Genomic DNA, 10,913 nt, shown 5'->3' on the forward strand with positions numbered 1-10,913 from the left:
GCGCTCGAACAGCAGTTCGGCGCCGGCAACGTGGCGATCGTGCGCACCGAAGCGGTCGGACCGAAGGTCGGCAGTGAGCTCCGTTCGGGCGCGCTCACGGCCATGCTGCTCGCGTCGCTCATCACGCTCGCCTACCTCGCGATCCGCTTCGACTGGCGCTTCGGCGCGGCCGCCGTGCTCTCTACGTCGCACGATATCCTGGTCACCTTCGCGTTCATCAAGATGTTCGACATCGAGGTGTCGCTCACGGTCGTTGCGGCCATCTTGACGTTGCTCGGCTACTCGGCCAACGACACCATCATCATCTTCGATCGCGTTCGTGAAGACCTGAAAAAGCGCTTGAAGGGCGAAACCCTCGCGGGCGTCCTGGACCGCGCCATCAACGAAACGTTGCCGCGTTCTGTCATGACGCACGCCACTACGCTTGCGGCGACGCTGGCGCTGCTCTTCATCGCCGGTGAAGTCATCCGTCCGTTTGCCTGGGTGATGGCGTTCGGTGTCTTCGTGGCCACCTTCTCGTCGATCTACGTCGCCGGTCCATTGCTCATTTGGATCGAGTCGAAGTATCCGCGTACCACGTCCGACTCGACCAGCCGGGCGGTCAACGCGGGTAACGACAACTCGGGCGACACCCGTCCGCGGAAGTCGGAGCGCCTCGTCACGCGGTAAGGCTCGTGACCGTCTTCTCCGACAGTCATGTGCATTTGGCCGATCCCGCGTTCGCTGACGAAGCGGACGCGGTGATCGAGCGGGCCCGCGCAGCAGGTGCGCGGGCCCTTGTCTGTATCGGTGAATCGGCGGCCACGGCCCGCCGCGCTCAGTTGCTGGCCGCACGCCACGCCGGCTTCGTCTTCTTTACCGCCGGCGTCCATCCCCACGACGCGGCGTCATGGGATGAAGCAACCGACCCGCAGGCGATACGTGATGCCGTCGCCAATGGTGCCGTCGCGGTCGGCGAGTGCGGCCTCGACACGCATTACGATCACGCGCCGCGCGAACGCCAGCTGCACGCGCTCGATGCGCAACTCGCGCTTGCCCAGGAACTGCGGAAGCCGATCGTGTTGCATACCCGCGAGGCCGAAGCGGACACCTTCGAGTTCCTGAGGCGCGCCGAGATCGCCAACGTGCGTGGCGTCCTCCACTGCTTTACGGGTTCGATCGCGCTCGCCGAGGCGGCGCTGACCGTGGGCTGGTACGTCTCGTTCAGCGGGATCATCACGTTCAAAAGTTGGACCGATGAGGCGCTATTGCGAGCGGTGCCAGACGATCGCCTGCTCGCTGAATCCGACGCGCCGTATCTTGCCCCCGTGCCACACCGCGGCAAGCGTAACGAGTCGGCATTTGTCAGCCTCACGTTGGCACGATTGGCCGCCGTTCGGGGCCAACAGGTGGAGGCCCTTGGCTGGCAGACGCTCCGCAACACGAAGGAATTGTTCGACCTGCCCGACGCCGTGCTCATCGCGTAGATGGCGCCGCTTTTGCCGCCGTTCCTGATCACCATTCTGCGCCCTCACGACATGTCCATCGAGACGCTCCACACCGACCACGCACCGAAGGCTATCGGACCATATGCGCAGGCGGTTCGTGCCAACGGATTTTTGTTCACGGCGGGCCAGATCCCGCTCGATCCCACGTCCATGGAGATCGAGACAGGAGATGTGACGGCGCAGACTGAGCGAGTGCTCTCCAACCTCACGGCAGTGCTCGACGAAGCCGGCGTAACCTGGAAGGACGTCGTGAAGACGACGGTTTTTTTAAGGAGCATGGACGATTTCGTCGCGATGAATACCGTGTACGCGCGAGTGCTGGGTGACGCCCGTCCGGCTCGCTCCACCGTGGCGGTTGCCGGGCTGCCGCGGAATGTGAGCGTCGAGATCGAACTTGTCGCGGCTCTCCCTGCTCGTTGAGGAGTATCACAGGCATGCTTCGTCTGATTCCGTGCGCGCTGCTGGTGGTGACTCTGGTAGCGCCGATGGGCGCCCCGCTCGCTGCGCAGCAGCGCGACACGGTGATGGCGAAGCCCGTTCCACCGGTCACGGGAGCACCGCTCACGCAGCGCGGCCGATTCACGCCGCCGCTCACACCCAAGCGCGCCTTTCTTTACTCGTCGCTGCTTCCGGGATACGGGCAGTCACGTCTCGATCGTGGAACCTCTGGCGCACTCTTCGCGAGTATCGAGCTCGCCGCCATCGTCATGGTGCGACGCAGCCGGATGGACCTGCGTGAAGCGCGCCGCTATCAGATTGACACCTTACCCAATCAGTATCTCGTTGCCGGCGATTCGGTGATCAAGAACGGCAGCTTCACCAATCGCTTTACCCGCGATCTGGTGAGAACGCGGCGCTTGCACGTTGAAGACTGGCTTGCCGTCGTGGCGTTCAATCACCTGTTTGCTGGAGCTGATGCATTCGTGTCGGCGCAGCTATGGGACGTGCCTGTGGAGCTGTCGGCGTTCCCGCGCCCTTCGGGCGCGGTATTCGTCGTCACCATTCGCTATTGAACGGCATGCACGCGGCTCGCCGTGCGCCCATCGGGATGTTTGATTCGGGCCTCGGCGGCCTCACAGTCGCCAATGCCCTCATGCGTCGGCTGCCGTCGGAATCGCTGCTCTATTTCGGTGACACCGCGCGCGTCCCCTACGGCCCGAAGAGTCCGGAGACGGTGCGGCGTTATGCGCTGCAGATCGGCGAGTGGCTGGTGCAGGAGGGTGTGAAGTGCATCGTGGTCGCCTGCAACACGGCGACCGCGCACGCACTGGAGGCGCTCCAGTCGGCGCTTCCGGTGCCGGTAATCGGCGTGGTCGAGCCTGGTGCGCGGGCCGCAGTGCGCGCTAGCCGTTTCGGACCGATTGGTGTCATCGGCACCAGCGGAACGATTGGATCAGGGGCCTACGTCCGAGCCATTCAGCAGCAGTCGCCCACAGTGACAGTGCTGTCCGCGCCATGCCCGCTCTTCGTGCCGCTCGTTGAAGAGGGATGGGTCGACCACCCAGCCACTCGGCTCATCGCGCACGACTATCTGTCGGCAATGCGCGACGCACAGGTGGATACCCTGGTCCTCGGCTGCACGCACTATCCGCTGCTGGCAGCGGTGATTGCCGCCGAGATGGGACCCGACGTCCGGCTCATCGACAGCGCCGAGGAAACGGCAGCGGAAGTGGAGCGCGTGCTCAGCGACCGCGGACTGCTGCAAGATCCCGCCGGACAGCACGATGCAGGGCCCGTGCACCGCGTCGTCGCGTCAGATGCGCCGCAGCACTTCCTCACTCTCGGCGGGCGATTCCTCGACGTTCCGCTCACCGCTGTCGAGTACCACGTCTTCACCTGAGTCGCGCCACGCGCGCCGGGAAATGCGATCGCTCTCGATCAGCAAATACTGTTGATCGAGATACCAAGCCCCGGCGTTCGCATACCAGCCGCGTCCCGCGCGACGCAACATCGGCACATGAGAGTGGCCGTGAATGACCAGTGACGGACCGCCCGGCGCCGTCAACGACTGCGTACCTATCGCCAGCAATCCGCGGCCTTCGTCGCCCGCGCGCCGCGCACGGCTGGTATGCGAAGAGGCGAGCGCGACTCGCGACGCGAGATTGGGATGCAGCATGCCGAAGGCGCGGATCGCCAATGGATGGCGCAATACGCGACGGAGTCGGCGATATGGCGCGTCCTCTACGCCGCGAAGCCCGTCGCCGTGCGTCAGCTCGGTCCGCCAGGGCCCGATCGTGCCGGTCCACGGGTGCAACGTGTACTCCGCTCCCGTTTCGGCCATGAGCGCATCTCCGCCCCAGCAATCATGATTCCCACCGATCCACAGGACCGGGATCCCTGCGTCATGAAGGTCGGCGAGCGCGGCCAACACCCGAAATCCGGTGCGCGGCATGGCGTGTCGCCACGCAAACCAGAAATCGAAAAGGTCGCCCATGATCACCAGCGAACGGGCGCGCGCAGGCACGTCGCGCAGGAACCGTAGCAGGGCACGCTCAGCGTCCTGCGAAGCGACGCCGAGATGTGCGTCGCCGATGACCAGTGTCGGAGTGTGGAGCACGCTGGCAGTCTAACCGTTCGGCGACGGGGCCACAAACGCACGGGACCGCCGCTTGGCGACCGCGCCGGCAGAGGGCATCTTCCCAGTTCCCTATTCCACCGGCCAGAACCGGTGTCCCCAATGCCTGCCATGGCGTCCGAAACCATTTCTGAACTGCGCGTGCGTTATGCGGAGACCGACCAGATGGGCGTTGTGTACCACGCCAATTATCTGGTGTGGTGCGAGCTTGGTCGTACCGACTTCATTCGCGCACTGGGGAAGTCTTACGCCGAGCTCGAACGCGAAGGCGTGCTCCTTGCCGTCTCCGATGTCACCATGCGCTTTCACGCCTCGGCCCGATACGACGATCCCATCCGCGTGTACACGCGACTCACCACGGCAGGCTCACGCGGCCTCTCCTTCACCTATCGCGTGATGCGTGCTGATACCGATGCGCTGCTGGTATCGGCGACGACGGCGTTGGTGTCCATCGACAGGTCCGGCCGCTTGGCCGCGATGCCTCGCGACGTGCGAGCGTTACTCGAGGCGGCAGTCATGCCGGCTGACCATGGGCGTTGACCGCGCGACGGCGCGACGCATGGTGGCGATGATCATGATCGGCGGGAGTATCGCAGGGGCAGGCTGTGCCAGCGCGAACATCGGCGGTCGCCCGCGCGACAGTGCCACGCGCCCGTCAGCGCTCGACGTCCGACACGATGCACGTCTCATGGCGATGCTCGATGTGCGTCGGGCGGATACGCTGCTCGTCGACACCCTGCTCGCCGACGCCGATCCCGATCGCCGCGCCCGCACCGCGCTCGCGATTGGCCAATTGCGCATGCGTGCGCGGTTCCCCCAGCTGCGTCGACTGCTCACCGACGGCGATACCCTCATTGCGGCGAATGCGGCATACGCACTCGGCGTCGCGAAGGACACCCAAGCCGTCGTCTCGCTCGCGCGTGCGATTGGCGGCGCACCCGATGCCGTTGCCCGGGAAGCCGCGTGGGCACTGGGCGAAATCGGCGAGCCAGCGCGCACCGTGCTCTCGGTCGCGCTGGGCGATGGTCTCGACGCGCCACGGCGCGCGAGTTCCGCATCGCTACGCAACGCACCCGTTCGTGCCGCGCTCGTGCTGGCCACCGTGAAGTTGCGCCCGGCGCCGATTGCCCTGGTCGCGCCGTGGCTTGCCGATACCTCCGCCGAAGTCGTGCGCTCCGCCGCGTACGTCATCGGACGATTGCGCGCACCGGCCGGAGTGCGCGCGCTGCTCGCGATGCGTGCGCACGCCGACGATGAAGTGCGGCAGTCCGTCGCCCGTGCGCTGACACGCTCCACGGTGGGGGATTCCCTCGCCGTACCCGCGCGCGAGGCGTTGAACGCGTTCATGCGTGACGTAGACTGGCGAGTACGCGCGAATGCCGCCGGCAGCGTCTCCACGTACGGTGCGTCGGCCCTCGATGACGTGCAGATCGGACTCGCCGACTCGGTCGCGAACGTCCGCGTCGCCGCCGCCGACAGTTTGTCCGTCGTCTTCGGTCGCGACTCCCTGCGATGGCGTCGCGCGTGGGAGCGTGACACGCTGCTGGCCGTTCGTCGCCTGATGCTTGCCCATGTGCGTCGGCTTGCGCTGCCGATCTTTGATGCCGAAGTGGCCACTTGGCAGCAGCACGCCGATTGGCGCTATCGTCTGGCGGCACTCGAGCATCGCGCCCGTGCCAGTGACATCGATCGAGTGAGCTCGGCAGAGTCCTTTATCGCGGATGCCGATGCGCGGGTGCGCACGGCGGCGCTGCAACGAGTCGCGACCAACATCGATGGCAGACTCGCGCCGCGCGTGCGCGTCCTCGCTCAACGCGCCAGCGTCGATCGTGACTCGATCGTGCGCGCAGTCGGTCAGCGTTTGCTCACGCCCCGGGACACCGCGGCGCGTCCGCCGCGACGGCTGGCGCCGGACTCTCTGGTCGCGCGACCGCTAGCCGTCTACGAGCAGCTGGTGCGCCAGTGGGGCGCGGCCGGTAGCCGCCAGCCCGTCGCCATCATCGAGACCGATCATGGCGTGGTGATGCTGCAACTTTACGGGCGCGAAGCGCCGTTGGTGGTCGAGGCCTTCATCCGTCTCGCCAAGGACGGCTTCTACCGGAACACGGTCTTCCATCGCGTGGTACCCAACTTCGTTGTGCAGGATGGCGATCCCCGAGGCGATGGGAGCGGCGGCCCCGGGTTCTCGCTCCGCGAGAGCTTCTCTCGAAAACGCCACGAGCGGGGCTGCCTCGGACTCGCCACATCGGGACCGGATACCGGCGGGAGTCAGTATTACCTGTGCCATTCGAGTCAGCCGCATCTCGATGGCGCCTATACCGTCTTCGGACGCGTGTTGTCCGGATTCGAGGTCATGGACCGCATCGTGCAAGGTGACCGCATGGTGCGCATCCGCATTCAGTGATCTGGCCCACACCCCGACCCTCGCCCATTCATGTTCCACGAGCGTGTACCGTGACTCCACTCAGGACGCTCACCCCGCTGATGGCCTTGCTGGCGGCGCCGATGATCGCCTGCGCCCCCGCGGCGCGTCCGCTTTCGGGATCCCCGACACGCGCCGTGCTGCCGCCAACAGCGATGGCGGCCGGGTCGCAGATCTTGCGCTTCACCTGGACGTACCAAGACGAAACGTTCGAGGCGAACGGTGACGGGGCCGTGCGGGTGCAGTCGCCAGATCGAGCGCGCCTCGACTTCTTCCTGAAGAACGGCATGACGGGGGGGTATGCCATCCTGGTCGGCGATTCACTGACCGTGCCTGGGATCGATCTGGTGAAACGGCTGCTGCCGCCCGTCCCACTGCTGTGGTCCAGCTTGGGCCGTCTGGCTCTGCCGCCCACTCAGGATACGACTGCGCGGATCGACGGGGACACGCTGCGCGCCGATCTTGGCGTGCTGCGGGGGCGTGACGCGTCGCTGGCGGATGGGCGCGCGTGGCGACTGGCTTTTGGCGGAACCGCGCTGGCGAGGGTCGAGCGGATTGAAGACGGCAAGGTCATCGAATGGATGTCGAGGCGTCGTGGGGCCAACGGACAGTGGCAACTGCAGTATGTTCATGAGCGAGGCAAGCGGCGTCTGGCCATTGCCGTGACCGATACCACGACCGTCGAGGGATTCGATGACGCCATCTGGCGCCGTCCGTAGGATAGCGCTCGCCGCACGGAGCGTTCCCGCTCTGCTGCTTGGCGCGCTGCTGTGGTCAGGGTGCTACGGATTTTCTGGGGGCGGTGGACTGCCGAAGCAGCTCAAGACCGTCGCGATCGAACCGTTCGACAATCAGACGGCGGTGCCCGAGCTCCAGCGCGAGGTGTTCGAACAGCTTCGCGCGGCGCTGCGCGATCGCCTCAATCTGCGTGAGGCGCCGGCGGCGCGGGCCGATGTCGTGGTGCGTGGCACGCTCGTGAAGTACGACGTCGATCTGCCGTCCGGTGTCAGTGCGGACAGTCGTCAGACCACCTCGACGCGGAGACGGCTCCTGATTGTCATCGATGTCGAGATCATCGACCAAACCACGGGACGGACGTTGCTCAAGAAGAGCGGGCTGCAACGCGAAGGGCAGTACGCCGAGGGTGGTGAAGTGGTCGGACGCAAGAACGCGCTCGAAAGCTTGATCTCCGATCTCGTGGAAGGAGTGCAATCGCAATGGTGACGCGCGATGGCCCCCGATTCCCGTCGTCCAAAGTCATGACGTTGGAAGCGGCGGCCGCTTGGCGACGCTCGGTTCGCGGGGCGCTGGTGTTCACGAACGGTGTGTTCGATTTGTTGCATCCAGGCCATCTCGACATGCTCGACTGCGCGCGTCGCGAAGGCGCCGCGTTGCTCGTCGGCGTGAACAGCGATGCGTCGGTCAAGCGGCTCAAGGGGCCGGCGCGTCCTGTTCGCACGTCGGCCGAGCGCGCGATCGTCCTCGCGGGGCTCGAGGCCGTGGACGCCGTCGTCGTGTTCGACGAAGACACTCCGTTCAATCTCGTGAAGGCCATCGAGCCCGATGTCATCGTGAAGGGCGGCGACTATTCGCCAGATACAATCGTCGGCGCGGATCTCGTGACGGCACGCGGTGGACGCGTGGTGGTCATGCCGCTCGTCGACGGTCACTCCACTACTTCCACCATCGAGAAACTGCGTGGCTGACGCTGCCGTGAACGGATCTGACGGAACGAACGACGAGCGCCCGTTGCTCTCCTCGCGTGTGGGGCGCGCCACCGATGCGACGCGACCGGTGCAGCTCGAGCGCGGGGCGGTGCCGTATGCAGAAGGTTCCTGCCTGGTGTCGTTCGGCCAGACGCGCGTGCTCTGTGCCGCGTCAGTGGAGACGGGTGTTCCCGGTTGGCGCCGTGGCTCGGGCGAAGGCTGGGTGACGGCGGAGTACTCGATGCTGCCGCGCGCTACCAAAACGCGGTCGTCGCGTGAGCGTCAGCAGATCGGCGGGCGCACGCAGGAGATTCAGCGTCTGGTCGGCCGTAGTGTCCGTGCGATGCTCGACGACTTCCGCTTCGGCGAGTTCACCGTGAAGGTGGATTGCGATGTCTTGCAGGCCGATGGTGGCACGCGCACCGCCGCTATCACCGGTGCCTGCGTGGCGGTGCATGACGCGTTCACGTGGATGGTGCAGACTGGCCGCATTCCCGTCTCGCCGGTGCGTCGCCGCGTCGCCGCGATCAGCATCGGCCTCGTGGACGATCAGCCGCGTCTCGACCTGGACTACGAGGAAGATGTGCGTGCCGGCGTCGACATGAACGTCGTGATGAGCAGCGAAGGGCGATTCGTCGAGGTGCAGGGTACGGGTGAGCACGGCACGTTTGCGCGCGAGCAACTCGATGCGCTGTTGTCGATTGCCGTACGGGGCATTGAGACGCTCGACGCCATGCAGCTGCAGACGTTGAGCGGGCCGTTCCCCCAGCCGCGTTGAAGGCGCTGATGCCGTCGCGTGGACCCGGTCACGAGACGGCGACGGGAGTACGCGTCGTGCTCGCGACGCGGAACGAGGGAAAGGTGCAGGAACTCGTGCCGTTGATGACGTCGGTCGGCGTGCAGGTCGTGACGCTGGCCGACCTCGGTGTCACGGAATCGCCGGACGAAGACGCACTCGAGGTGTTCGACTCCTTCGAGGAGAATGCCCTCGCCAAGGCACGCTACTTTGCGCGACTGACCGGCGCGATCGTGCTGGCGGATGACTCCGGGCTGGCCGTCGACGCTCTGGGAGGTCGTCCTGGCGTGCACAGCAAGCGCTGGTCCGGTCGGACGGATCTGCACGGCGCGTCGCTCGATGCGGCGAACAATGCGTTCCTGCAGCACGCGCTGGCAGAGGCGGCCATCCACACCGTACCGATGTCGCGTCGCGCGCGGTATGTCTGCGCGGCGGCGTGTGTCTGGGGCGATGAGGATGCACTGCGCGAGGCGGTGGTTCGCGGAGAAACCACAGGCCAGTTGTTGGAGGGTGCACGCGGGACTGCCGGATTCGGATACGATCCCTATTTCCTCTCGGACGACCTTGGCGCCACGTTCGCTGAGGTGGAGCGCGAGGCGAAGGCGCGCGTGAGTCACCGCGGTCGTGCCTTCATCGCATTGCTGCAGCAGGATGCCGTGCGCGCGCGGTTCGCACGTGCGATCTGATCGCCGGGCATTGGTGTGGGTGGTGCGGGCGTGTACTGTGCTTTCATGGTGCGTTCAGCACGATGCAACGGATTTGCGAGCCCCCGTTGACCTCGGCGCACCAGCAGGCTAACATAAGCGGCCGCTGATCTGCGGGGCGTAGCGTAGCCCGGTATCGCGCCTGCTTTGGGAGCAGGAGGTCGCCGGTTCGAATCCGGCCGCCCCGATCTCGTGGTAGGAAGTGCTAAAACGTGGCGGATCCGCAAGGGATCCATGCTTGGGACCCCGCGTGGGGGACCAGCGGCAAAGCAGGCGCCAGTAGCTCAGGTGGATAGAGCGGCAGCCTTCTAAGCTGTTGGTCGGGGGTTCGAGTCCCTCCTGGCGCGTCACGGTGGTGTCGCACGCGAAGTGTCGTTCGGGATCGCATCCTTAGCTCAATGGTAGAGCAGCTGACTCTTAATCAGTAGGTTCTAGGTTCGAGTCCTAGAGGGTGCACTTTTGATGGTGCCGGTGTTAGAATGCCGGTGTGAGGTTGGGCGGAACGTTGCGGTCGTTTGATGCTCGAATCGAACGCGTTCCGAGGTTCGGCGCGGTAAAGCTCTCCGAGTTTTTCTGTCGTTGTCAGGCTGGTTGGTACTTGGTTTGTTGGTTGCTGGTGGTGTCGTCTGGCAGGCTCCCATGTGAGCCGTGCGGTACACGATCATCGTTGCATCGACCGAACACGAGTTCTCTTCTAGATGCTGCCGGGTTGTCGACCCGGACCTCCCCGATGCTGAAAGCATCGGACCGCGGCGGCCGCTCTGAGCTGCTGCTTTTTTGTTGCTCACTGACGATCGGCTGTGCGTACCGCCAGTAGGCGACCAGTTCGGTTGAGATAAGGAGAAACTGGGGGTTGCGGAACGCGCAGCAACACTGAAAATTTGCGACCCCGCAGTATGAACCGATTCAGTTCGTTGAACGCTGCTGCTGGAAGGGAAGTCGGGAGTTCTGCTGTCTTTAGCGCACACACATTGCGCGAAGCGGTCGAAGAATCGGGGTTGACTTTCTCCCTTCTTCTGGGTATTATTTGAGGCTGCCACCTAAACGGCGGCGAAAGACAAAAGAGTAACTAACGTAGCCGCAAGCGGTTACGAGGTGATAGTAGGGAAGCGGGACCGCTATTTGACAATCGAAGTTCGAGATCGTTGGATGTACAGGACGGTATCACTGACCTGCGGCTTCTTCAGGGCTGCAGCGAGATATCAAATCTGTTGAGTAGTTAA

The 10,913-nt window shown here is 65.0% G+C and carries 13 protein-coding genes and 3 tRNA genes; 15 read left to right on the top strand and 1 reads right to left on the bottom strand.

Going from position 1 to position 10,913, the window contains the following annotated elements:
• From secF to murI, 5 genes are all read left to right on the top strand, one after another.
• Positions 1-669 (top strand): protein translocase subunit SecF (gene secF / locus ACESNG_RS23950; protein WP_373059369.1); only part of this gene is annotated, 669 nt, incomplete at its 5' end.
• Between the two features lie 5 nt (positions 670-674).
• The gene (locus tag ACESNG_RS23955) at positions 675-1,466 is read left to right on the top strand and encodes a TatD family hydrolase (protein ID WP_373071230.1); all 792 of its coding nucleotides are present in this window, start codon (positions 675-677) and stop codon (positions 1,464-1,466) included.
• A gap of 51 nt (positions 1,467-1,517) precedes the next feature.
• Positions 1,518-1,907 (top strand): RidA family protein, encoded by a 390-nt coding sequence (locus tag ACESNG_RS23960; RefSeq protein ID WP_373059365.1) that lies wholly within the window; start codon positions 1,518-1,520, stop codon positions 1,905-1,907.
• A 14-nt stretch (positions 1,908-1,921) separates the two neighbouring features.
• Positions 1,922-2,500 (top strand): hypothetical protein, encoded by a 579-nt coding sequence (locus tag ACESNG_RS23965; protein WP_373059363.1) that lies wholly within the window; start codon positions 1,922-1,924, stop codon positions 2,498-2,500.
• Positions 2,501-2,505: 5 nt separating this feature from the next.
• A complete protein-coding gene (gene murI, locus ACESNG_RS23970) occupies positions 2,506-3,327 on the top strand; it encodes a glutamate racemase (protein WP_373059361.1) in 822 nt (273 codons plus the stop codon).
• On the opposite strand, the gene ACESNG_RS23975 is transcribed toward murI, so the two are convergent.
• Positions 3,241-4,044 carry a UDP-2,3-diacylglucosamine diphosphatase gene (locus ACESNG_RS23975; protein ID WP_373059359.1) on the bottom strand — a complete coding sequence of 268 codons (804 nt, stop codon included), beginning with the start codon at positions 4,042-4,044 and terminating at the stop codon, positions 3,241-3,243. The two genes, murI and ACESNG_RS23975, sit on opposite strands and share 87 nt — an antisense overlap.
• 129 nt (positions 4,045-4,173) lie before the next feature.
• On the opposite strand from ACESNG_RS23975, the gene ACESNG_RS23980 reads away from it, so the two are divergent.
• The 10 genes from ACESNG_RS23980 to ACESNG_RS24025 all read left to right on the top strand — a co-directional run bounded on the left by ACESNG_RS23980 (position 4,174) and on the right by ACESNG_RS24025 (position 10,146).
• On the top strand, positions 4,174-4,602 hold the full coding sequence (locus tag ACESNG_RS23980; RefSeq protein WP_373059357.1) for an acyl-CoA thioesterase: 429 nt from the start codon (positions 4,174-4,176) through the stop codon (positions 4,600-4,602).
• Positions 4,592-6,466, top strand: a complete 1,875-nt coding sequence (locus tag ACESNG_RS23985; RefSeq protein ID WP_373071232.1) for a peptidylprolyl isomerase — start codon at positions 4,592-4,594, stop codon at positions 6,464-6,466. Before ACESNG_RS23980 ends, ACESNG_RS23985 begins: the two co-directional genes overlap by 11 nt.
• A gap of 50 nt (positions 6,467-6,516) precedes the next feature.
• Positions 6,517-7,203 (top strand): hypothetical protein, encoded by a 687-nt coding sequence (locus ACESNG_RS23990; protein ID WP_373071234.1) that lies wholly within the window; start codon positions 6,517-6,519, stop codon positions 7,201-7,203.
• The gene (gene lptE, locus ACESNG_RS23995) at positions 7,178-7,708 is read left to right on the top strand and encodes an LPS assembly lipoprotein LptE (protein WP_373060139.1); all 531 of its coding nucleotides are present in this window, start codon (positions 7,178-7,180) and stop codon (positions 7,706-7,708) included. Before ACESNG_RS23990 ends, lptE begins: the two co-directional genes overlap by 26 nt.
• Complete coding sequence (gene rfaE2 / locus ACESNG_RS24000) at positions 7,702-8,190, top strand: D-glycero-beta-D-manno-heptose 1-phosphate adenylyltransferase (RefSeq protein WP_373060141.1); 489 nt, start codon at positions 7,702-7,704, stop codon at positions 8,188-8,190. The genes lptE and rfaE2 overlap by 7 nt, the downstream gene beginning before the upstream one ends.
• A 43-nt stretch (positions 8,191-8,233) precedes the next feature.
• Complete coding sequence (gene rph, locus ACESNG_RS24005; protein WP_373060145.1) at positions 8,234-8,968, top strand: ribonuclease PH; 735 nt, start codon at positions 8,234-8,236, stop codon at positions 8,966-8,968.
• 56 nt (positions 8,969-9,024) lie between these two features.
• Positions 9,025-9,672, top strand: a complete 648-nt coding sequence (locus ACESNG_RS24010; RefSeq protein WP_373071236.1) for a non-canonical purine NTP pyrophosphatase — start codon at positions 9,025-9,027, stop codon at positions 9,670-9,672.
• 132 nt (positions 9,673-9,804) lie between these two features.
• Positions 9,805-9,878, top strand: a tRNA-Pro gene (locus ACESNG_RS24015).
• An 85-nt stretch (positions 9,879-9,963) separates the two neighbouring features.
• Positions 9,964-10,037: transfer RNA gene (locus ACESNG_RS24020), tRNA-Arg, on the top strand.
• Between the two features lie 37 nt (positions 10,038-10,074).
• Positions 10,075-10,146, top strand: a tRNA-Lys gene (locus ACESNG_RS24025).
• The last annotated feature ends 767 nt before the right edge of the window (positions 10,147-10,913 follow it).

The organism is Gemmatimonas sp., assembly GCF_041689975.1.
Taxonomy (GTDB): Bacteria; Gemmatimonadota; Gemmatimonadetes; order Gemmatimonadales; family Gemmatimonadaceae; genus Gemmatimonas.